Raw genomic sequence first — 22,112 nt, forward strand, 5'->3', positions numbered from 1 at the left:
TATCCGCGCTTATCTACTATCGCCCTCACGCCGCAAGCAGTGCCGCCACTGCGAGGCACTTCTCATTTCAGGAGCACGACCATGAGCGCATCTCTACGTAGCGTTGACGGCCAGGACGAAGCAGCCATTTTGCGCGAGATCCAGAGCGCCCTGCGCGATCTGCGGTTTGGTGCGGTGGAAATCACTGTGCACAACGCCCAGGTAGTACAGATCGAACGCAAAGAGAAATTCCGTTTGCAGAACCCGGGCAACAAACCGAGCTGAGCAAGATCGGCGATTCGATTGCAAGACCCGCAACTATAAGAAAAAGCCAACACCCAAGAATTTCAGGAGCCTTCTATGTCGTCGATTCGCCGTTATGCCCTGGCAGCACTGGCCAGTGCCGTGTTTGCCGGTTCCGCCGTTGCCAAGGATTACGAACTGCTCAACGTGTCTTACGACCCGACCCGCGAGCTTTACCAGGACTACAACGCTGAATTCACCAGCTTCTGGAAGCAGTCGCACCCGGACGACAACGTCAAGATCCAGCAATCCCACGGCGGTTCGGGCAAGCAAGGCCGTGCGGTGATCGATGGCCTGCGTGCCGACGTCGTAACCCTGGCCCTGGCCGGTGACATCGACGAAATCGCAAAGCTGGGCAAGACCCTGCCGGAAAACTGGCAAACCCGCCTGCCGGACGCCAGCACTCCGTACACCTCGACCATCGTGTTCCTGGTGCGCAAGGGCAACCCTAAAGGCATCAAGGATTGGGGCGACCTGATCAAGAAAGACGTTTCCGTGATCACCCCGAACCCGAAAACCTCCGGCGGCGCCCGCTGGAACTTCCTCGCCGCCTGGGCCTATGGCCTGAAAGCCGGTGGCAGCGAAGCCAAGGCCCAGGAATACGTGAAAGAGCTGTTCAAGCACGTGCCGATCCTCGACACCGGCGCTCGCGGTTCGACCATCACCTTCGTCAACAACGGTCAGGGTGACGTGTTGCTGGCCTGGGAAAACGAAGCCTTCCTGGCCCTGAAAGAAGACGGCGGCGCCGACAAGTTCGACATCGTTGTCCCTTCGCTGTCGATCCTCGCCGAGCCGCCAGTGGCCGTGGTCGACAAGAACGCCGAGAAAAAGGGCAACACCGAGATCGCTACCGAATACCTCAAGCACCTGTACAGCCCGGCTGGCCAGGAGATTGCGGCGAAGAACTTCTACCGCCCACGCGATGAGAAAGTCGCCGCCAAATACGCCCAGCAGTTCCCGAAACTGGACCTGGTGACTATCGACAAAGACTTCGGCGGCTGGAAAACTGCCCAACCGAAATTCTTCAATGACGGTGGCGTGTTCGACCAGATCTACTCGGCCCAGTAGGCGCGAGCTTGCTCGCGAAAAACTTCATGACGCCGCGTGCTTCCTGACTGCCCGCGTTATCGTTGACGTTTTTCGCGGGCAAGCCCCGCTCCTACAGGGATCAGGAGCCCGCATTCGTTTGCGGGTTTTGCATGTCCGTTCCGCTAACCAAGGACTCTTATGTCGCGTCGTATCTCCCCCGTCATACCCGGCTTCGGGCTGACGCTGGGCTACACCGTGGTGTACCTCAGCCTGATCGTACTCATCCCCCTGGCGGCGATGTTTGTACATGCCGCTCAACTCACCTGGGATCAGTTCTGGAACATCATCACCGCACCCCGTGTGCTGGCGGCGTTGAAACTGAGCTTCGGCACTGCGTTGTATGCCGCGATCATCAACGGCGTGATCGGTACCCTGCTGGCCTGGGTGCTGGTGCGCTATACCTTCCCCGGGCGCAAGATCATCGATGCGATGATCGACCTGCCGTTCGCCCTGCCCACCGCCGTCGCCGGTATTGCGCTCACGGCGCTGTACACGCCCACCGGCCTGGTAGGCCAGTTCGCTGCCGACCTGGGCTTCAAGATCGCCTACACCCCCTTGGGCATCACCCTGGCACTGACCTTCGTCACGCTGCCCTTCGTGGTGCGTACGGTGCAGCCGGTGTTGGCCGATATCCCCCGGGAAATCGAAGAAGCGGCCGCCTGCCTTGGCGCCAAGCCCTTGCAAGTGTTTCGCTACATCCTGGTGCCGGCGCTGCTGCCGGCCTGGTTGACCGGCTTCGCCCTGGCGTTTGCACGAGGTGTCGGTGAGTACGGTTCGGTGATCTTCATCGCCGGCAACATGCCGATGAAAACCGAGATCCTGCCGCTGCTGATCATGGTCAAGCTCGACCAATACGACTACCACGGCGCCACGTCCATCGGTGTGCTGATGCTGGTGGTTTCCTTTGTCCTGTTGCTGCTGATCAACTTGCTGCAGCGGCGCATCGAACACCCATAAGGAGGCGCGGAACATGTCCCAATCGTCTATTTCCGCCGCGTCCTCGGCCAACGCTGCCCGTCGTGGCAGTGCGGTGTCCCGACGCATCCTGATCAGCCTTGGCTGGCTGGTGTTCTTCCTGTTTTTGCTGCTGCCGCTGTTTATCGTGGTGTCCCAGGGCCTGAAGAATGGCCTGGGTGCATTCTTCACCGCGATCCTTGAGCCGGACGCGCTGTCGGCGCTGAAACTCACGGTGATCGCCGTGGCGATTTCGGTACCGCTCAACGTGGTGTTCGGTGTCAGTGCCGCCTGGTGCGTGAGCAAGTACTCGTTCCGTGGCAAAAGTATCCTGGTGACCCTGATCGACCTGCCGTTCTCGGTCTCGCCGGTGATCGCCGGCCTGGTCTACGTGTTGATGTTCGGCGCCCAGGGCTTCTTTGGCCCGTGGCTGCAGGACCATGACATCCAGATCGTGTTTGCCTTGCCGGGCATCGTGCTGGCGACCATCTTCGTCACCGTGCCGTTCGTGGCTCGTGAGCTGATCCCGCTGATGCAGGAGCAGGGCACCCAGGAAGAAGAGGCCGCGCGCCTGCTGGGCGCCAACGGTTGGCAGATGTTCTGGCATGTCACGGTGCCGAACATCAAGTGGGGCCTGATCTACGGCGTGGTGCTGTGTACCGCGCGGGCCATGGGTGAGTTCGGTGCGGTGTCGGTGGTGTCCGGCCACATTCGCGGCGTAACCAACACCTTGCCGCTGCACGTCGAGATCCTCTACAACGAATACAACCACGTCGCCGCGTTTGCCGTCGCGAGTCTGTTGCTGATCCTGGCGCTCTTCATCCTGCTGCTCAAGCAGTGGAGCGAGAACCGTATTAACCGCCTGCGCGCCGGTGCGGCTGAGGAATAAGTCATGTCGATCGAAGTCCGTAATGTCAGCAAGAATTTCAACGCCTTCAAGGCCCTGAACAGCATCAATCTGGACATCCAGAGTGGCGAGCTGGTGGCGTTGCTGGGCCCGTCCGGCTGCGGCAAGACCACCTTGCTGCGGATCATCGCCGGGCTCGAAACCCCGGATGCCGGCAGCATTGTGTTCCACGGTGAAGACGTCTCCGGCCACGACGTGCGTGATCGTAACGTCGGCTTTGTGTTCCAGCACTACGCGCTGTTTCGCCACATGACGGTGTTCGACAACGTCGCGTTCGGCCTGCGCATGAAACCGAAAAACCAGCGCCCCACCGAAAGCCAGATCGCGGTAAAAGTCCATGAGTTGCTGAACATGGTGCAGCTCGATTGGCTCTCGGATCGCTACCCGGAACAACTCTCCGGCGGCCAGCGCCAGCGTATCGCCCTGGCCCGCGCTTTGGCGGTAGAGCCTAAAGTGCTGCTGCTGGATGAACCGTTCGGTGCCCTGGATGCCAAGGTCCGTAAAGAACTGCGCCGCTGGCTGGCGCGGCTGCACGAAGACATCAACCTGACGTCGGTGTTCGTGACCCACGACCAGGAAGAAGCCATGGAAGTGGCGGACCGCATCGTGGTGATGAACAAGGGCGTGATCGAGCAGATCGGCTCACCGGGGGAAGTCTACGAAAACCCGGCCAGTGATTTCGTTTATCACTTCCTTGGGGATTCGAACCGCTTGCACTTGGGTGAAGACAAGCACGTGCTGTTCCGCCCGCATGAAGTGTCGCTGTCACGCCATGAGCTGGAAGACCACCACGCGGCTGAAGTGCGTGATATTCGCCCGCTTGGCGCGACTACCCGGGTGACCCTGAAAGTCGAAGGCCAGAGCGAGTTGATCGAGGCAGAAGTGGTGAAAGACCACGACAGCCTGACCGGTCTGGCGCGGGGCGAGACGTTGTTCTTCAAACCCAAGGTCTGGCAAAAAGCCTAAGACGTTGATCGTTCCCACGCTCCGCGTGGGAACGATCATGTGGGAGCGGGCTTGCTCGCGAAAGCGGAGTGTCAGTCACCAGATGTATCGACTGAATCACCGCTTTCGCGAGCAAGCCCGCTCCCACATGTGGATCTCCAGTGTTTTTCAGGCCGTGGCGTTCTTGTGCCGCACGGCCACGGGCCCCGAGCGCTCTTCAATCTGCCGCTTCAGGTCATGCCGCAGCCCCACCAGAAACGCCAACTCCGCCACCACAAACAACGGCCCCACGATCAGCCCGGACACGTCATCGACAAACGCCGGCTTGCGCCCCTCGTAGTAATGCCCCACAAACTGGATCACCCAGCCCACCACGAACATGCCGATGCCGCTGCTCAGCCACACCAGGGTGCTTTGCGCCGCCAGCACATGCCCGGCCCACACCGACAGGCCCATCAGCACCGTCATCAGCACACCGAGTGCCAGCTCCAGGCGCAAATAGAACCACGCCGAGAACAATGCCAGCAGCACCGCCGGCGACAGCCAGAGCCCGGCCACCGTCCATTCGGGTCGTGACAGCAGCACAGCCACCGCCACCACAATCAGCGGGATGCCGATAAAGTGGCTGGCGATATTGCGCGGGTCGCGGTGGTAGGCGGCGTATTGACTGAGGTGGTCGACGAGGCTTTTCATTGTTGTTCCTCCTGTAGGATGTTTGATCATGCCCTGTAGGCCCGCGACACACTGTCAACTGGCCGACAATCTTCGGAGTTCGCATGGATGTAGAGAAGTGGCACCCACGGTTGGCCACCGGTCACTGGTACAGCCATCTGCCTGCTGACTTACAGAATAGCTTGCTGGCCAGCGCCCGGTTGCGGCAGTTGACGGCGGGGCAGTACCTGTTCAAGCGCGGCGACCCGCCGTGTGGGTTGTACGCGGTGCTGGAAGGCTCCCTGCGCATCAGCGCGGTGAACGAGCAGGGCAAGGAAGCGGTGTTGAGCCTGGCGGAATTGCCGTACTGGTTCGGCGAGATCTCCCTGTTCGACGGGTTGCCCCGTACCCACGACGCTTGCGCGGTCGGGCCTTGTACGTTGTTGCAGGTGCCGCAGCCGGCCTTGCTGCACATCCTTGAACAGACTCCGCGTTACTGGCGCGACATGGCCCTGTTGATGAGCCAGAAGCTGCGCCTGACCTTTATCAATATCGAGCAATTGAGCCTGATGCCGGCTTCGGTGCGGGTGGCGCATCGTTTGCTGATGATCGCCGAAGGCTACGGCGACATCGAGCAGGTGCGGCAGGTGCTGCAACTGCCCCAGGAAGACCTGGCCGCGATGTTGAGCCTGTCGCGCCAGACCACCAACGCGCTGCTCAAGGACCTGCAAGGCCAGGGCATCGTGCGCCTGGGCTATGGCGAGATCGAAATCCTCGACCCGCAGCGTTTGCGCGAGGCGGCGCACGCCTGAGGGTGGTAGCCTGCGTTCACGATTATTCGAGGTGTGTTATGCGCGTCCTGTTGGTGGAACACGAGTCAGAGGCGGCCGAGGCGATGGGCCGCAGTCTTGAAGAGGCCAGTTACAGGGTGGAGGTGGCGGCCAACGGCATGGCGGCCCTGCGCTTTGTGGAAAGCACCGAATACGACCTGGTGATCCTGGATGTGATGCTGCCGGGGTTGAATGCCTGGAAGCTGCAGCAGGCGATTCGGTTGAAGGGGGAGACGCCGATGCTGTTTTTGACCACGCCTGACGGGATTGAAGATCGGCTGCGTGGACTGGAATTGCATGAGGATGATTATTTGCTCAAGCCGTTTGAGGCCCGGGCGTTGGTGGCGCGGGTGAAGAAGGTGTTGCGGCGGGATCGCGGGCGCTGACTGATTCTGGCTTTTGTGGTGTTTGATCGACCGCTTTCGCGAGCAAGCCCGCTCCCACATTTGACCGTGTACATCCTTTGGAATGCGGTCAAATGTGGGAGCGGGCTTGCTCGCGAAGAGGCCCTCACAACCACCGCAACTCCACCTACCTCAACCCATCCCGAAACTGCCCCGGTGTCATCCCTGTCCAGCGCTTGAACGCCCGGTTGAAACTGCTGGTATCGGCAAACCCCAGCAAATGACTGATCTCCGCCAGCGAACACTCGGGGTCCCGCAGATGCAGCAGCGCGAGGTTCTCCCGGCACTCATTGAGCAGCGTATCAAACCGGCAGCCCTCGTCCGCCAGGTGCCGCTGCAAGCTGCGCAAACTCAAATGCAACGCCTGGGCGATGCGCTCGGCACTCGGCTCACCGTCGGGTAACTGCGCTTCAATGGCCGAACGCACTTTGCGCTCCCAGGTCAGCGGCCGCAGTTGCGCCAGGGTGCGCTTGAGCACGGTTTCATTATGTTCGGCCAACTCCGGGTTGGCGTCGTCCAGGTGACTGTCAAAGTCCTGGGCGGCGAATTCGAGACGGTCTTCCTCGGCGGCGAAAAACACGGGTGCACGAAACACCGTGTGCCACGGCTTGGGATCGGCCGGCTCGGGCCGCCTCAGGTATACCGCCAGCGGCGCATACTCGCGGCCCAGGCGATTGCGGCAGGTGCGCACGTAAATCGCGGCGAACGCATCAATCGCTTCAAACGCTGGCGCGGGTGTACCGGCAGGCCGTTGCAGGCGAAAGCGGTAACGTTCGCCCTCCCGGCTAAGCTCCAGGCTCAGGGCGTCGCTGACCACCTGGTGATAGCGCACGATCCGCTCGAACACTTCCCGCAGGCTGCCGCTGGCCACCAGCGCATAACCCAGCGCATGGAACGTGGTGGGGCTGACAAACCGCGACACCCGCAAACCAATCGCCGGGTCGCCACTGGCCTGCACCGCCAGTTCCCACAGGCGCGTGGTGGCCGACAACGGATAACGTGCGTTGGGATCGTCCATCAACTGCGGGTCAAGCCCCGCCTCGGCGCACAACGCGGCGCTGTCGAGGCCCAAGGCGTCAAGCTGCTTGCGCAGGGCGCGGGTCCAGCTGGCGAGGGAGGTCGGTTCGGTCATGTTGATTGGCGCTTGCGGTCAACAGGTTGGCGTGTGGGGCTAGCGTCCCGCCAGATCGCATAGGGCAGGATGTACGCATCAATAAGACAGAGGATGGAAGCATGGACGGTACTTCTGCAAGCCCCCGGCAGATGAACGCACAGCAGCGCTCAGCGCATATTCGTGAAGTGGTGCTGGCCGAGGGGCAGTTATTGCGTCTGCGCCACCCCTGGCTGCTGCATCAGGACGCGTTGGGCGCGGGCATCCTGGCCTTTGCCCTGGTGGGCATGCTGGGTTCGGCGGCGCTGTATATCACCGGGCACATGGCGTGGTGGATATGCCTGCTGCTCAACGCATTCCTTGCATCGTTGACCCACGAGCTGGAACACGACCTGATCCACAGCATGTACTTTCGCAAGCAACGCCTGCCCCACAACCTGATGATGGGCCTGGTGTGGCTGGCGCGGCCCAGCACCATCAACCCCTGGGTTCGGCGCCATATCCACCTCAACCACCACAAGGTGTCCGGCAGCGAAACCGACATCGAAGAGCGTGCAATCACCAACGGTGAGCCGTGGGGCTTCGCACGCCTGCTGATGGTCGGCGACAACATCATGTCGGCGCTGATCCGGGTGCTGCGGGCACCGACCTGGAAGCACAAGCTGGGCATTCTCAAGCGCACGGCGCTGGTCTATGCACCGCTGGCGCTGCTGCATTGGGGCGCGTGGTATGTATTCCTCGGCTTCCATGCCGCCAATGGCATCGCCAGCCTGCTGGGCGCGCCAATCGACTGGTCAGCCAACACCCTGGCAGTGATGCACATCATCGACATCGCCGCCGTGGTGATCATCGGGCCCAACGTGCTGCGCACCTTCTGCCTGCACTTTGTCAGCTCCAACATGCACTACTACGGTGACATCGAGCCGGGCAATGTGATCCAGCAAACCCAGGTGCTCAACCCGTGGTGGCTGTGGCCGTTGCAGGCGTTCTGCTTCAACTTCGGCAGCACCCACGGGATTCATCATTTCGTGGTCAAGGAGCCGTTCTACATCCGCCAGATGACGGTGAAAACGGCGCACAAGGTGATGGCTGAAATGGGCGTGCGTTTCAACGATTTCGGCACGTTTGCCCGGGCCAATCGGTTTGAGCGCACTGCCCATTCATCGGTGGCGATCAATCCGGCTGAAACGGCGACGCGCTGAGGATTGCGCCTCGTCAGCAGGCAATAAAGGCCAGGGGCAGGTCGCGGATCTGTTCGCGCAGCGGCGGCTGGTAGTGGTCGTCGCTGATCAGTTCGTGCAGCAGTTCTTCACGCAACTGGTGGAAGTCGAAACTGCTGCGCTGGCGCGGATGGGGCAGGGCGATGTCCACCACCTGCTTGATCCGCCCCGGGCGCGGCTCCATGACCACCACGCGGTCGGCGAGAAAAATCGCCTCTTCCACGTCGTGGGTCACGAGGATCGTGGTGATTTTCGCCCGCGCGCGGATGGCCAGCAGCTCGTCCTGCATCTGCTGGCGGGTCAGGGCGTCGAGGGCGCCGAAGGGTTCGTCCAGCAGCAGGATGCGCGGGCTGGCCACCAGGCCGCGGGCAATCGCCACCCGTTGCGCCATCCCGCCCGACAGCTGGTGCGGGTAGGCACGAGTGAAGTCGGTGAGGCCCACCAGCTCGATAAAGTCGCCAATGCGCTGCTGCTTTTCGGCAGCGCTCAGGGGCTCGTTGACCAGGCCCAGGCCGATGTTTTCTTCCACCGTCAGCCAAGGGAACAGACGGTGTTCCTGGAACACGATGCCGCGCTCGCCACCGATGCCGCTGACGGCCTTGCCGTCGACGCTGATCTGACCGCGAAACTGTGTGTCGAGGCCCACCAGCAAGCGCAACAGGGTGGATTTTCCACAGCCGCTGGAGCCGACGATGGCGACGAACTCACCTTCGGCAATATCCAGGTTGAATTCGCGGATGGCCTCCAGTTCGAAGCCGTCGACATCAAAGGATTTGCCCACATGGGCGAAGCTGACGATAGGTGCGTTCATGCGTGTCTCCAGCGCGTGGCGCGGGTTTCGATGCGTTGGCCGATAAGGTTGAGAGTGGCGCCGGTAAGGCCCACCAGGAGCATGCCGCTCATGATCAGGTCCATGCGCAGCAGTTGCTGGGCACCGATCATCAGGCTGCCGATGCCGCCGTTGGACGGCATGAAATATTCAGCGCCGATGGTGCCCAGCCAGGCGTAGATCAGGCTCAGGCGCAGGCCGGCAAAAATCCCCGCAGCCGCACCCGGCAGCACCAGCCGACGCAGGCGCTGGCCGAGGCTCAAGCGCAGGACCTGGGCGGCTTCATTCAATTGTGGGGACAGGTTGAGCACGCTGCGTTGGGTGGCGATAAACAGCGGGAAAAACGCGGCCAGGGCGATGAACACCCACTTGGCCAGTTCGCCCAGGCCGAACCAGGCGGTGAGCAGCGGTATCCAGGCGAAAATCGCAATCTGGCGCAGGGCGGCAAGGGGCGGGCCGAGTACCCGTTCACTGGTGCGCGACAGGCCCAGCAGCAAGCCCACGAGGAAGCCCAGGCCGCCTCCCAGCACCAAGCCGCCCAAGGTGCGTCCGAGGCTCAGGGCCAGGGCGTTGACCAGGCTCATGTCCAGCACCCCGGCCACGGTGGTTTGCAGGACGGCCCATGGGCTGACCAGGATGTTCGGGTCTACCCAGGCCTGCTGTGTTGCCAGTTGCCACAGCGCCACTAAACCCAGCGGCGGCAGCCAGGGTTGCAGGCGTTGCCAGCCTTGGTAGCGCGGGCCACGACGAATCTGTGCGGTGGCCGGATGCGGCCAGTGCACCCACTTGCGGTCCAGCCAGCCGACGCCGCGGTCCATGACCACGCCCAGCACGCCGATCACCACGATGCACACGAAGACGATATCCAGCATGAACAGTTGCCGCGCCCACACCATCAGGTAGCCGATGCCCTCACTGGAGGCCAGCAGCTCTACGGCCAGCAACGAAGTCCAGCCGGCGGCCAGGGCCAGGCGCACTCCGGCCATGAACGCCGGCAGTGCGGCCGGCAGAATCAGGCGGCGGATCAACAAGTGAGAAGGCAGGCGCAGCACCCGTGCGGCTTCACGCAGGCCGGGCTGGGCGTCGCGCACCCCCACCAGCGTATGCAAAGTGATCGGCACCACAATCGCCTTGACCAGCACCACCAGCTTGAGGGTTTCGCCAATTCCGAAAAACACCATGAACAGCGGGATCCACGCCAGGGTCGGGACTTGCGACAAAGCGCTGAACGTCGGGAACACCAGGCGCTCGGCTCGGGGACTGAAACCCAGCAGCGCCCCCAGCAATGCACCGGCACTCACGCCCGCGAGCAAGCCCCCGAACAACCGTTGCAGGCTGATCGCCAAGTGGCTCCACAACTCACCGCCGGCCAGTTCCACTGCGCTGCTCCAGACCAGCGACGGGGCGGGCAGGATCTGTTCGCTCATCCAATGATTGCGGCTGGCCAGCCACCACAGGGCGAACAACACCAGCGGCAGCAGCCAGGGCAACAGGCGGTCGCCCAGGTGCGGCCAACGTGGCTGCCGCCCTTGGGCAGGGGCCGCCAGTGGCAGGCTCAACAGCGAGATTCGGGCCATGGATGACCTCCGTTGTCCGGTGGGCTTTATGTTTTTTTTATCTTATAAACAAACAATCAAGACGATTGAGGGATAAGAAAAACTATTTAAAGCCGCTACCCGACACGCATCCAATGCATTTGGAGAATATTTTCCATGCTGTTGATGCATAGCCTTCTGGGGCCTGCGTTTGGCTGCCTATAGATCTGAAAGCTATTAAATTGTGAATTTATAGTATTTAAAGTTTTGATCCGCTTATGCCTACTTTCTGCTCCCCAGGCTACCGCCGCCCTCAGGAGCACCCCCTATGAAGCTGCCCTTCAAACGCTTGATCACACTCGTTGCCGGCACGGCGTTGGCCGGGCTGGTGCAGGCTGCCGACCTCAAGGAAATTCGCATCGCCGTGCCCGACCTCACCGCCGGTACTCAACACAGCGGCGGGGGTGTAGTGGACGTGCTGCGCCAACAGCAGATTTTTGAAAAGGCCTTCGCCGACCAAGGCATCAAGATCCAGTGGAATTTCTTCAAGGGTGCAGGCCCGGTGATCAATGAAGCCTTCGCCAATGGCCAGGTGGACCTGGCCTACCTGGGCGACCTCGCGGCAATCATCGGCAAATCCAACGGCCTCGACACGCGCCTGTTGAGTGCCAGCGCCCGAGGCGTCAAACATTATCTGGGGGTGGTGCCGGGTTCGGGCATCAAGACCCTGCAGGACCTCAAGGGCAAGCGCGTTGCGGTGTTCCGCGGCACTGCCAGCCAACTGTCATTCGACAGTGCATTGGCCAGTCAGGGCTTGAGTGAAAAAGACCTGAAAGTCATCAACCTGGACTTCAACGCCGCCGTCGCCGCACTGGCCGCCAAGCAGATCGACGCGACCTGGGGCAGTTCGGGCCTGAGCGCGTTGCAAGCCAAGGGCCTGGCCGAAATCCCGCTGAGCACCAAGGACCTGGGCGACGCCGGCAGTATCCAGAGCGTGTTGGTGGGCAGTGGCAAGTTTGTCGATGAGCATCCCGAAGCCGTGGCCACGCTGCTCAAGGCGCAGCAGCAAGCGGTGCAATGGCTGACCGATGACAACAACAAGCAGGCCTACATCCAGTTGGTGTCGGGGCTGGCGAGTTATCCACCGGTGATCCTGACCAATGATTTGCAAGACCAGAAACTCAGCGAGATATTCCCGTCGACCCTCGACCCGGTATTCCTCGCCAAATTGCAGGACAAGGTGGATCTGGCATCGCAGCAGCGGTTGATCCGCAAGCCGTTCCAGGTGAGCGATTGGGTGGCGCCGAAGTTGGCGGCCGCCGGCATCTGAAGCCCCCCTAATGCAAGCTGCTACGTGGGAGGTGAGTGGGGCGGTGCGCTAGACCGCCACACTTACTTCGTGTTGATCCACTGCCACCAGCGTCTCGATCATCGCCTTGGCCGCCGGCGACAAGCGAAAGCCGGTGCGGCTGACGATCCCGCAACGGGCATTCAGGCTCTCCAGGTTTTGCGGCAGGTTGCGCCAGTGCAGCAGCACCAGCTCACCTTTGGCGATGTCCTCGGCAAACGCCTCTTCGGTGCCCACGCCAATGGCATTGGACTGCAGCACAATCTTCACCAAGGCCGGGAAGTGTTCGGTGTGAATGCTCGGTGAAAAATCCATGCGCCCGCTGAGGTTCGCCAGCAGTTTGCGAGTGCCCTGGGAAATCAGCGGCGCGGCCAACGGGTAATCAAACATGTCGTTGGTCGACAGGCTGTCCTTGGCCAGCAGCGGGTGCCCCGGGCGGCAGAAAAACACCCCGCGTTTGGGTGTCAGTGGCCGGGTCTGAAAGTTCGGGTCGGACTCGAACTGGCGGATGTCGGCGATAAAAAATTCGATCTCTTCACGGCTCAGGCTGCGGCTGAGTTTTTCCCAGTTATCCACCTGGAAACTGGTGCGGATTTTCGGGTGCGCGGTGATAAAGCGCGCCACCGCATCCGGCACCAGTTTCGCCGCCGGCGCCGGGCCGCAACCGAAGCGCAATTCGCCCGCATCCAGCTTGGTCATGCGCGTGACTTCGCTGCTCAACAACGCGGCGCCATGCACCAGGCTCAGGGCGTGTTGCAGCACCACCTGGCCTTCGGGCGTGGGGCGCAGGTCCTTGTTGCCCCGGTCGACCAGCACGCAGCCGAACTCCTGTTCCAGCCCCTGGATGCTGCGGCTGAACGCCGGTTGGGTGATGCCCATGGCGTCGGCGGCACGCACAAAACTGCGGTGCTCGTTGAGGGCGATGAAGTAGCGCAGTTGGCGAAGATCCATATGCTTTCCTGGCATTTGAAAAATAGGTCGAAGGCATTTGCGACCGGGGGAGCTGAGGTTTTAAATGCAAGCTCTTATTCCGTCAACGAAGCATTCGTTCATCTGCTAGACCTAAAATGCATATGAATAGAGCCTTGTTGCACGCTACTCCCAACCGAAAGCTGGCACATGAGGGTCATCACCATGAGCAACGCCGCACTAGCTGTTCAACCCGTCGCCCTGGCGCTGGATATCCACCCGGTGGCCGGACGCATCGGCGCCGAAATCCGTGGCATCACGTTATCCGGCGGGCTGGACGCCGCCACGGTCGAAGCCATCCAGCAGGCGCTGGTGCAGTACAAGGTGATCTTCTTCCGCGAGCAGACCCACCTCGATGACCAGAGCCAGGAAGCCTTCGCCCACTTGCTCGGCGAGCCGATTGCCCACCCCACCGTTCCAGTGCGCGACGGCACGCGGTTCCTGCTGGAACTGGACGGCGCCCGTGGCCAGCGCGCCAACTCGTGGCACACCGACGTAACCTTCGTTGATGCGTACCCGAAGGCCTCGATCCTGCGTTCGGTGCTGGCGCCGGCTTCGGGTGGCGACACTGTCTGGGCCAACACCGCGGCGGCCTACAACGACCTGAATGCCGAACTGCGGGAACTGGCGGACAAGCTCTGGGCCGTGCACAGCAACGAATACGACTACGCCGCGCGCAAGCCGGATGTGTCGCCGGAGAAGCTGGAGGAATACCGCAAGATCTTCACCTCGACGGTCTACGAGACCGAGCACCCGGTGGTGCGTGTGCACCCGGTCAGCGGTGAAAAGACCCTGCTGCTGGGGCACTTCGTCAAACGCCTGAAGGGCTATTCACAGGTGGATTCGGCGCACCTGTTCAACCTTCTGCAAAGCCACGTCACGCGCTTGGAAAACACCGTGCGCTGGCGCTGGAACACCGGCGACGTGGCGATCTGGGACAACCGCGCCACCCAGCATTACGCGGTGGACGACTACGGCACCCAGGAACGCATCGTGCGCCGGGTGACGCTCAAGGGCGATGTGCCGGTGAGTGTGCAGGGGCAGCGTAGCCAGACCACCCGCGGTCTATAACTCCAACGCAAACCCCTGTGGCGAGGGAGCTTATTGGTCGTTTCGGGTCACCAGACCCCGATCTGCACCACCTTCTCCGCTTCCGGCTCTCCATACCTGAACCATTGGCCACGCAGATCAATCTCGGCATGGCTGATGGTGGTGCGCCGTTTCAAGCCCCGCAGCCATTCAAACAGATAACCCCGATGCGCCTCGCGCACATCCGCATGCGCCGGGTCGGTGCCCAGGTCGTGCAGTTCCTGCGGGTCATTCTGCAAGTCGAACAACTGCGCGGGGTAACCGTCGTAGGCCAGGTATTTCCAGCGTTCGCTGCGCACCATGGTCATGCGGCAGCGGTCGATGGGCTGGTTGAGGCGTTCCCGAGCCGGGGCCTGGAAGGCGTAGTCGTATTCGGCGATGGCGTAGCGGCGCCAGGTGATGTTTTCACCGTGCAGCAGCGGGATCAGCGAGCGGCCTTCCAGGCGGTGTTCGGCACCGGGTAATCCCAGCGCTTGCAGGAATGTCGGCAGGGCATCGATGGTTTCCACCAGGCGCTCGTCCACCGAGCCACGGCTGATATCGGCGGCAGCCCGAGGGTCGCGCACGATCAGCGGGATGCCTACGGCGGGTTCCAACAGGAATTCCTTTTCACCGAGGAAATGATCGCCGAGGAAGTCGCCGTGATCGCTGGTAAACACGATCAAGGTGTCGTCCCAGCGGCCGTTGCTTTCGAGAAAATCAAACAGCCGGCCGAGTTGATCGTCCACCTGCTTGATCAGGCCCATGTAGGTCGGGATCACGTTAAGCCGCACTTCGTCCCGGGAAAAATTCAGGCTCTCCTGATGCTGGCGGAAGGCGTGGTACACCGGGTGATCACTTTCCTTTCCAGGCGCTGGCCGAATCGGTGCCTGTACATGCTCAGCCGTATACAACGCGTGGTACGGCGCCGGGGCAATGTAGGGCCAGTGCGGCTTGATGTACGACAGGTGCAGGCACCACGGCTGCTCGCCTTGCTCGGTGATGAAGTCGATGGCGCGGTCGGTGGTGTAGACGGTTTCCGAGTGCTGTTCATCCACCCGCGCCGGCAGGTGAGCGTTGCGCATGTGCCAGCCGCTGAGGATTTCCCCGGATTTGCCGGCGGCTGCATTCGCCCATTCGTGCCAAGGGTTGGTGCCGTCATAGCCCTGCTCGCGCAGGTAGTGGGTGTAGGGCGCAGACTCGCGTTTTTCGGTGAACAGCGGGCTGTCGGGGAAGATCCCGTCGTGGCGGAAATAAGCTTCGAAGCCCACCTCATTCAGCGGTTGGGCCTGGGCACTGTCAGGGTCGATGTCCAGGCGTTGCAGGGCTTCGAGATTGGGCGTGGCGTGGGTCTTGCCCACCAGTGCGGTGCGGATGCCGTGGGGCCGCAAGTAGTCACCGATAGTCAGTTCTTCCAGAGGCAGCGGCACCGCGTTCCAGGCCACCTGATGGCTGCTGACATAGCGCCCGGTGTAGGCCGACATCCGCGACGGGCCGCAAATTGTGCCCTGGGTGTAGGCCCGGCTGAAGCGCACGCCGGCGGCGGCCAGGCGGTCGATGTTGGGGGTGTGCAGATGGGCATGGCCATAGCACGACAGGTAATCGCGGCGCAGTTGGTCGCACATGATGTACAGCACATTGCGCACGGGTTTGGGTTGGGACATGAGGCTTCACCGAACGGAGGACAGGCGAACGATTTCGCCGCTTGGCAGGCCTTGAAGCAAGTGCATTTGGGGAATGGGTTTCATGCAGTGGCTGCATGGGCGTGGCGACTGGCGCTATCGCAGGCAAGCCAGCTCCCACATTTGAAATGCGTTCCCCTGTGGGAGCTGGCTTGCCTGCGATAGCGGTCGCTCAGACAGCAAAATTCTCCAGCGCACACACCTCTTCATCCTGCTCATCAATCACCTTGATCTGCTCGATCATCGCTTCCGCCAGCGGTGACAGCCGATACCCCGCGCGACTGACAATCCCATAGCGGGTGTAGCGCTCCTCCAGGTCTTCCGCCAAACCTTCAATCCGCAGGCACACCAGCTCGCCACGGGCCATGTGCAGTACGTCGCTGTTGGCGCTGACGATGCCGATGGCGTCCGAACGCAGCACCACGCCCAGCAGGCTGTACCCGTTTTCGCATTCGACGTTGGGCGTGTAGTCGGGTCGGCCGCTGAGGTCGACGATGACCTTGCGCAGGTTCGGCGGGCGAATCGTCACCGCCAGTGGATAGCTCATCAACTGTGCAGCGGCCACGCTTTCCAGCTCCGCCAACGGGTGCCCGGCGCGGCAGCAGAAGTGCCATTTGCGCGGGCGCAAGCGGTGGGTCTGGTAATCCGGGTGGGCCTCGAAATGCCGGGTGTCGGCGACGAAAAATTCGAACTCTTCGCTGAGCAGGCGCTTGCTCAGGCTTTGCCAGTCGTCCACCTGGAACTGCACACGGGCCTTGGGGTAGCGCCCGATAAAACTGCCGATGGCTCTGGGGATCAATCCGGCAGCGGGCGCCGGGCCGCAACCGAAGCGCAGCTCACCCGCCTCCAGCCCGTTGAACTGGCTGATCTCATTCGCCAGTTGTTGGGCACCGCTGACCAGCCGCCGCGCATGTTCGAGCAGTACCTGGCCTTGTTTGGTCGGCGCCAGGTCCTTGCGGCCGCGGTCCACCAACTGGCACCCGGCGCTCAGTTCCAGCGCCTGAATGCTGCGGCTGAAGGCCGATTGCGACAGGTTCACGGTCACCGCTGCCGCGACAAAACTGCGTTGCTCGGCAAGGGCGATGAAGTGGCGAAGTTGGCGCAGGTCGATATGCATTTTTCACATTGAAAATATCGGGGAAATGCATTGGCTATGCATTAGGTCGACTCCTTATAAAGGCTATCTCTTATGCAGTAAATGTTTGTAAAAACATAAATAAATAGCCTTTAGGAATATGCGATCCAGCGTATTTCCTGACACCGGAGCCGCTTATGAGCCTGTTGAATCGCGCTGTCCCTCCCTCTCCCTGGCGCCTGAAACGCCTGCCGATGGCGCTGTTGCTGGCGGGCAGTGCCGGTTGGTCCAGCAGCCAGGCGGCCGACGAGCCCGCGCCGGCGCCCAAGGGTGAGAACGCCAGTGGCCAGTTGGAAACGGTCACGGTGACGGCGCGGCGGCGCACCGAAAGTGCCCAGGACGTGCCCACGCCCATGAGCGTGATCGGCGGCCAGGCCCTGGAGAGCCAGCGGGTCTACCGGATTCAGGATTTGCAGCAACTGGTGCCCAGCGTCAACGTCGCCTACATGCATGCGCGCCAGTCCAGCGTGTCGATTCGCGGGCTGGGGAACAACCCGGCCAGTGACGGCCTGGAAGGCAGCGTGGGGCTGTACATCGACAACGTGTACCTGGGGCGGCCGGGGATGGCCGTGTTCGACTTGATGGACATCGAACAGCTCGAAGTACTGCGCGGCCCCCAAGGCACGTTGTTCGGCAAGAACACCACCGCCGGGGTGATCAATATCAGCACCCGTGCGCCGAGTTTTACTCCGGAGCGCAGCATTGAAACGTCACTGGGCGAGGACGGTTACTTCCAGACCAAGGGCACGATTTCCGGCCCGCTGACCGAGGACCTGGCGGGCCGTTTCTCCGCGTACCGCACCCGCAGCGACGGCGACATCAAGAACGAGTACGACGGCCACGACCTCAATGGCGGTTCACGCCAGGGCTTTCGCGGGCAACTGCTGTACAAGCCCAGCGACACCTTCAACCTGCGCTGGATCGGCGACTACAACGAAGAAGATTCCAGCGCCGGCACCCGCGTGCTGTACAGCACCGGGCCGACCATCAATGGCACCAACCTGTATCAATCGCGGGCGGCGGCGGCAGGCGCGACCCTGGTCGACGGCACGCACCGCAAGGTCAACCTCGACAGCGACCAGCACGTCACCGTGTTTCAGGGCGGCACCTCGCTGGAAGCCAACTGGACGCTGCCCAGCGACTTCACCCTGACCTCGGTCAGCTCCTACCGCTGGTGGAATTTCACCCCGCGCAACGACGACGGCCTCAACGTCCCGGCCTCCTACAACGCCGGCGTGTCGGTGGAAGACAAACAGTGGTCCCAGGAATTTCGCCTGGCCTCACCCACTGGGGGCTTCTTCGATTACGTGCTCGGCGCCTACTACTTCGGCTCCGACCTGGACAACAAATCCTTCGCCTATTACGGGCCCAAGGCCGACATCTGGAACGGCACGCCCACGGGCGCCTTGAACAACGTCAGCAGCGTGGGCAACGGGCATATCCGCACCGACAGCTTTGCGTTGTTCGCCCAAGGCACCTGGCACCTGACCGAGCGCCTGGATTTCACCGCCGGCCTGCGCGGTACCTATGAGCAGAAAAGTGCCTGGGTCACGCGCAACGCACCTATTGGCGGCGCTGCGGTGACCGGTGCGGCGGCCACTGCACGGCGCGGGCGCGCGGGGGCTTATGACTCCGGCGACCTCAACCAATACAGCACCAGCCCGTCCGGATTGTTGAACCTCAGCTATCGCTTCAACGACGACCTGCTGGGCTACGCCACCTTGTCCCATGGCGAGAAATCCGGCGGGGTCAACCTGGCGGTGGGCTCCGCGCCCACCGCTGGCCCGGACTCGCTGTTGATCGGCACCGAGCGCGCCAACAATGCCGAATTGGGGTTCAAAAGCACCCTGTGGGACCGTCGCCTGCAACTCAACGCCAACCTGTTCTGGACCCAGGTCAATGGCTATCAGACCAACGCCTACGACGACAGCAACCGCGTGCAGTACCTGACCAACGCCGGCTCGGTGCGCTCACGGGGCGTGGAGGTGGAGAGCACGCTGATCCCGATCAAGGGCCTGACGCTCAACATCAACGGCTCGTACAACGACGTGCAGTACCTGTCGTACAAAGATGCGCCGTGCCCGCCGGAAGTCAGCCTGCGTCCGGGCGCGCCGGCTTCGTGCGACTTGAGTGGCCACCAGGTGGTGGGCGCTTCGAAGTGGATCGCCAACGCCAATGGCGAATACAAATGGAACCTGGATAACGGCTTCGAACCCTACGTCACCGCCAGTTATGCGTTCCGCTCCAAGGCGGTGGGCACGGTGGAAGATTCCGATTACGGGCAGATCCCGGCCTACGCCGTGGTCAACCTCTCCACCGGCCTGCGGGGCAACTATCAGCAGGGGCAGTGGGACGTGTCGTTGTGGCTGAAGAACGCGTTCGACAAGACCTACTACACCACGCTGTGGACCGGCGGTAATGGGGGTTATGAAGGGCTGTTGGGCACTCCGCGCACGCTTGGGGTGACCGGGCGTTACGACTTCTAGGCCACCACCGGGGCGGTGCGATACGTCGCCGGGCTGAACACCCGGGTGAGTATCAGCATCGCCACCACCGTCAGCGTCAGCACCAACCAGGCGCTGACGAAACTGCCGGTCAGTTCCCGCAGCCAGCCGGTCAGCCACGGCGAGATGGCGTTGATCAAAAAGCCCACGCCCTGGACGAACGCCGCCAGTTGGCCGGCTTCCCGAGGGTCGCGGCGGTGATCCAGGGTCAGCAGCAGGCTCAGGGCAAAACATGCCCCCAGGCCGAAGCCGATCAGCGCCACCCACAGGTGCGGGAATTCCAGCGGCGCTGTCAGCAGGCCGATATAGCCCACGGTCTGGGCCAGCAGGCTGATGCTCAGCAACGGTCGACGATCAATACCGCGTTGCGCCAGTGCGGGCATCAACAGCGCGGCGATCACCTGGAAGATCGTCATGAACGCCAGCAGCGAACCACTGGGCAGCACGTCCCAACCCAACTGCTGATAGTAGGCCGGCAACCACGCGACCATGCTCATGTAGCCGCAATTCACCAGGCCGAAATACAGCGCCAGCAACCACGCCCGACGGTTGCGCAGGCCCTGGAACGGCGCCGTCACCTGCGGGTTTTTCGCCGCGCCCAATGGCAGCCACGCCCACAGCAACAGCGCGCCCAGGGCCGGTAGCAGCCAGATCCCGAGCCCCGCCTGCCAGTGCTGGAAATGCCCGGCCACCAACGGGCTGAGCAGCGCCGCCAAGCCACCGCCGCCCATCAGCGACGCCGAGTAAACCCCCATCGCCAGCGGCACGCGCTGGTGAAACTGGCGCTTGATCATCGCCGGCACCAGCGCCTGGATCAGCGCCACACCCGCGCCGCCGAACAGCGCGGTGGTCAGCAACGCCGGCGCCTGGCCAAACAGCCAGCGTGCGAGGCATGCCAGCAGAATCATCATCAGGCCGAGGGCAATCCCGCGACGCTCCCCCAGCTTTGCCTCCAGGCGCACACCCACCAACGCCACCAGCCCCATGCAGATCACTGGCAGGCTGGTGAGCAGGGCGCTGCTCTGGAAACTCAGGCCGGTGGCCAGGCGGATTTCCCCCAGCAATGGGCTGATGGAGCTGAGGATCGGCCGCAGGTTCAGGCCCAGCACCACCAGCAAACCCCAACCGGCGAGTTTGCCGGCGAACGAATTATTCAGCGTCATGCAGGGCCTGCCATTCACCGTAGAGGGCTTGCATTGCCGCTTGAGGCAGATGCTGCACGGGCAATTTTTGCTCCGCCAAAGGCAACGCCATTTGCTGGTAGATCGCCGCTGTCGACAGGCCAAAGGGCGCCGCTACTTCATTGCTGGCAGCGAACACCACGCGGGAGATACCGCACAGGTACATCGCACTCAGGCACATCGGGCAGGGCTGGCCGCTGGCGTAGATCACGCAGCCTTCCAGGCGCGGGCCGAGCTGTTGGCTGGCGGCGCGGATGGCGAGCATCTCGGCATGGGCGGTGGGGTCCTGGCTCAAGTGGATTTCGTTGACCGCTTCCACCAGCACCTTGCCGTCGCGCACCAGGACCGCACCAAACGGGCGGCCACCGGCGGCTACGTTGGCCTTGGCCAGTTGCACGGCGTGATGCAGATGCTGTTGATCGTCAGTCATGGAAAAGCCCTCGTGCGCAATGAGGCGTGAAGTATGGGCAGCCGCAGGGGTATTCTGAAATTAAATATAACCATGCCAATCAGTGGCAAATGGAATGGTGAGGCCCATGTTCGATCCCGTGTTGTTGCGCAGCTTTGTCGCCGTTGTCGATTGCGGCAATTTCACCCGCGCGGCTGAGCGCCTGCATCTGACCCAGTCCACGGTCAGCCAACAGATCCGTCGCCTGGAAGACGCACTCGGCAGCCAGGTGCTCGACCGTGATCAGCGTCGCGTGGTGGCCACGGTGGAGGGCGAACGCTTGCTGGCTTATGCGCGGCGCATCCTGGCGCTGCACGAAGAGGCGGCTGACGTGCTGATCAACCAGCAGAGCGATGGCGTGCTGCGCCTGGCGGTGCCCGAGGACTTTGCGGCCGAGCGCTTGATGCCGTTGCTGTCGGCGTTTGTGCAGGCTTATCCACGGGTTCGGCTGGAGGTCACCAGCGGCTTGGGGCCGGAGTTGCTGCGGGATTATCGCGGCGGTGAATTCGACGTGCTGCTGGTCAAGCAAATGGGCGACAGCGATGACTGCCTGGCGTCCTGGCCGGAGCCGTTGTGTTGGGTCGACAGCCGCAGTGCGCCCTCTCTGGGACGTGATCCGCTGCCGCTGGTGGCGTTTCCCGCCGGTGGCCTGTATCGCAATGAAATGCTGCATCACCTGGAGGTGGGTGGCTGGCGCTGGCGCATCGGTTATTCCAGCGCGAGCCTGGCCAGCGTGTGTTCGGCGGTGGCGGCGGGGCTGGGAATCAGTTTGCTGCCGGTGCGGGTCGTGCAGCCCGGGCATGTGGTGTTGGGCGCAGACAGCGGTTTGCCGGCGGTGCAGGGCGTGCGGCTGGCGCTGTATGGCCGCAATGGTCTGGGCGCGGCGGGGCAGGCGTTGCTGCGCCAATTGCTGGATTTATGTGCCAGCAATCCCCGCTGAGCCATGCCTTCAGCGAATATTTTGTATGCCTCAAAAGCATTCGGATTTTAGGCCTCGGCGCCAGCCCGCGCAGACCGTGG

The 22,112-nt window shown here is 62.4% G+C and carries 21 protein-coding genes; 12 read left to right on the forward strand and 9 right to left on the reverse strand.

The features are described from left to right. Positions 1-81: 81 nt before the first annotated feature. The 5 genes from oscA (at position 82) to ACUN0G_RS00080 (ending at position 4,198) form a co-directional block, all read left to right on the forward strand. On the forward strand, positions 82-264 hold the full coding sequence (oscA, locus tag ACUN0G_RS00060; RefSeq protein ID WP_003170956.1) for a sulfur starvation response protein OscA: 183 nt from the start codon (positions 82-84) through the stop codon (positions 262-264). A gap of 75 nt (positions 265-339) precedes the next feature. Continuing rightward, positions 340-1,350 carry a sulfate ABC transporter substrate-binding protein gene (locus ACUN0G_RS00065; RefSeq protein ID WP_445572439.1) on the forward strand — a complete coding sequence of 337 codons (1,011 nt, stop codon included), beginning with the start codon at positions 340-342 and terminating at the stop codon, positions 1,348-1,350. A gap of 159 nt (positions 1,351-1,509) precedes the next feature. Then, complete coding sequence (gene cysT / locus ACUN0G_RS00070) at positions 1,510-2,328, forward strand: sulfate ABC transporter permease subunit CysT (protein ID WP_258343132.1); 819 nt, start codon at positions 1,510-1,512, stop codon at positions 2,326-2,328. 13 nt (positions 2,329-2,341) lie between these two features. After that, positions 2,342-3,214, forward strand: coding sequence for a sulfate ABC transporter permease subunit CysW (gene cysW, locus ACUN0G_RS00075; RefSeq protein WP_177025672.1), 873 nt, complete (start codon positions 2,342-2,344; stop codon positions 3,212-3,214). A gap of 3 nt (positions 3,215-3,217) precedes the next feature. Next, positions 3,218-4,198 (forward strand): sulfate/molybdate ABC transporter ATP-binding protein, encoded by a 981-nt coding sequence (locus ACUN0G_RS00080; RefSeq protein ID WP_063033633.1) that lies wholly within the window; start codon positions 3,218-3,220, stop codon positions 4,196-4,198. A gap of 147 nt (positions 4,199-4,345) precedes the next feature. On the opposite strand, the gene ACUN0G_RS00085 is transcribed toward ACUN0G_RS00080, so the two are convergent. Next, positions 4,346-4,870, reverse strand: coding sequence for an Mpo1 family 2-hydroxy fatty acid dioxygenase (locus tag ACUN0G_RS00085; RefSeq protein ID WP_063033632.1), 525 nt, complete (start codon positions 4,868-4,870; stop codon positions 4,346-4,348). Between the two features lie 83 nt (positions 4,871-4,953). Between ACUN0G_RS00085 and ACUN0G_RS00090 the strand changes: the two genes are divergently transcribed. Together ACUN0G_RS00090 and ACUN0G_RS00095 are read left to right on the forward strand one after the other, a co-directional pair. Continuing rightward, positions 4,954-5,640 (forward strand): Crp/Fnr family transcriptional regulator, encoded by a 687-nt coding sequence (locus tag ACUN0G_RS00090; RefSeq protein WP_258343133.1) that lies wholly within the window; start codon positions 4,954-4,956, stop codon positions 5,638-5,640. 38 nt (positions 5,641-5,678) lie between these two features. Continuing rightward, complete coding sequence (locus ACUN0G_RS00095; protein ID WP_445572440.1) at positions 5,679-6,044, forward strand: response regulator transcription factor; 366 nt, start codon at positions 5,679-5,681, stop codon at positions 6,042-6,044. A gap of 145 nt (positions 6,045-6,189) precedes the next feature. Here ACUN0G_RS00095 and ACUN0G_RS00100 read toward each other — a convergent pair whose 3' ends face one another. Then, positions 6,190-7,194 (reverse strand): AraC family transcriptional regulator, encoded by a 1,005-nt coding sequence (locus ACUN0G_RS00100; protein ID WP_445572441.1) that lies wholly within the window; start codon positions 7,192-7,194, stop codon positions 6,190-6,192. Positions 7,195-7,295: 101 nt separating this feature from the next. Here ACUN0G_RS00100 and ACUN0G_RS00105 point away from each other — a divergent pair, with 101 nt between their 5' ends. Next, entirely contained in the window at positions 7,296-8,375 is a 1,080-nt protein-coding gene (locus ACUN0G_RS00105; protein WP_445572442.1) for a fatty acid desaturase, read from the forward strand. A 13-nt stretch (positions 8,376-8,388) separates the two neighbouring features. On the opposite strand, the gene ACUN0G_RS00110 is transcribed toward ACUN0G_RS00105, so the two are convergent. Both ACUN0G_RS00110 and ACUN0G_RS00115 read right to left on the reverse strand, forming a co-directional pair. After that, positions 8,389-9,204 carry an ABC transporter ATP-binding protein gene (locus ACUN0G_RS00110; RefSeq protein ID WP_258343136.1) on the reverse strand — a complete coding sequence of 272 codons (816 nt, stop codon included), beginning with the start codon at positions 9,202-9,204 and terminating at the stop codon, positions 8,389-8,391. Next, entirely contained in the window at positions 9,201-10,799 is a 1,599-nt protein-coding gene (locus ACUN0G_RS00115; protein WP_445572443.1) for an ABC transporter permease, read from the reverse strand. The genes ACUN0G_RS00110 and ACUN0G_RS00115 overlap by 4 nt, the downstream gene beginning before the upstream one ends. Before the next feature lie 286 nt (positions 10,800-11,085). Here ACUN0G_RS00115 and ACUN0G_RS00120 point away from each other — a divergent pair, with 286 nt between their 5' ends. Beyond that, a complete protein-coding gene (locus ACUN0G_RS00120) occupies positions 11,086-12,087 on the forward strand; it encodes an ABC transporter substrate-binding protein (protein ID WP_076015538.1) in 1,002 nt (333 codons plus the stop codon). 48 nt (positions 12,088-12,135) lie between these two features. On the opposite strand, the gene ACUN0G_RS00125 is transcribed toward ACUN0G_RS00120, so the two are convergent. Then, the gene (locus ACUN0G_RS00125) at positions 12,136-13,056 is read right to left on the reverse strand and encodes a LysR family transcriptional regulator (protein WP_445572444.1); all 921 of its coding nucleotides are present in this window, start codon (positions 13,054-13,056) and stop codon (positions 12,136-12,138) included. Between the two features lie 183 nt (positions 13,057-13,239). Between ACUN0G_RS00125 and ACUN0G_RS00130 the strand changes: the two genes are divergently transcribed. Beyond that, positions 13,240-14,145, forward strand: a complete 906-nt coding sequence (locus tag ACUN0G_RS00130; RefSeq protein WP_063033623.1) for a TauD/TfdA dioxygenase family protein — start codon at positions 13,240-13,242, stop codon at positions 14,143-14,145. A 47-nt stretch (positions 14,146-14,192) separates the two neighbouring features. Here ACUN0G_RS00130 and ACUN0G_RS00135 read toward each other — a convergent pair whose 3' ends face one another. Next, a complete protein-coding gene (locus ACUN0G_RS00135; protein ID WP_445572445.1) occupies positions 14,193-15,806 on the reverse strand; it encodes an alkaline phosphatase family protein in 1,614 nt (537 codons plus the stop codon). 190 nt (positions 15,807-15,996) lie between these two features. Beyond that, positions 15,997-16,941: a LysR family transcriptional regulator gene (locus ACUN0G_RS00140; RefSeq protein WP_445572446.1), complete on the reverse strand. Its 945-nt coding sequence runs from the start codon at positions 16,939-16,941 to the stop codon at positions 15,997-15,999. A gap of 155 nt (positions 16,942-17,096) precedes the next feature. Here ACUN0G_RS00140 and ACUN0G_RS00145 point away from each other — a divergent pair, with 155 nt between their 5' ends. Next, positions 17,097-19,445, forward strand: a complete 2,349-nt coding sequence (locus ACUN0G_RS00145) for a TonB-dependent receptor (protein WP_445572447.1) — start codon at positions 17,097-17,099, stop codon at positions 19,443-19,445. Here the strand turns inward: ACUN0G_RS00145 and ACUN0G_RS00150 are convergent. Together ACUN0G_RS00150 and ACUN0G_RS00155 are read right to left on the reverse strand one after the other, a co-directional pair. Beyond that, a complete protein-coding gene (locus ACUN0G_RS00150) occupies positions 19,442-20,626 on the reverse strand; it encodes a CynX/NimT family MFS transporter (protein ID WP_445572448.1) in 1,185 nt (394 codons plus the stop codon). The genes ACUN0G_RS00145 and ACUN0G_RS00150 overlap by 4 nt on opposite strands. Continuing rightward, positions 20,613-21,074, reverse strand: a complete 462-nt coding sequence (locus ACUN0G_RS00155) for a nucleoside deaminase (protein ID WP_421552949.1) — start codon at positions 21,072-21,074, stop codon at positions 20,613-20,615. The genes ACUN0G_RS00150 and ACUN0G_RS00155 overlap by 14 nt, the downstream gene beginning before the upstream one ends. Positions 21,075-21,180: 106 nt before the next feature. Here ACUN0G_RS00155 and ACUN0G_RS00160 point away from each other — a divergent pair, with 106 nt between their 5' ends. Then, the gene (locus tag ACUN0G_RS00160; protein WP_404607873.1) at positions 21,181-22,032 is read left to right on the forward strand and encodes a LysR family transcriptional regulator; all 852 of its coding nucleotides are present in this window, start codon (positions 21,181-21,183) and stop codon (positions 22,030-22,032) included. Positions 22,033-22,112 lie beyond the last annotated feature (80 nt).

Source organism: Pseudomonas sp. 32A (assembly GCF_052682255.1).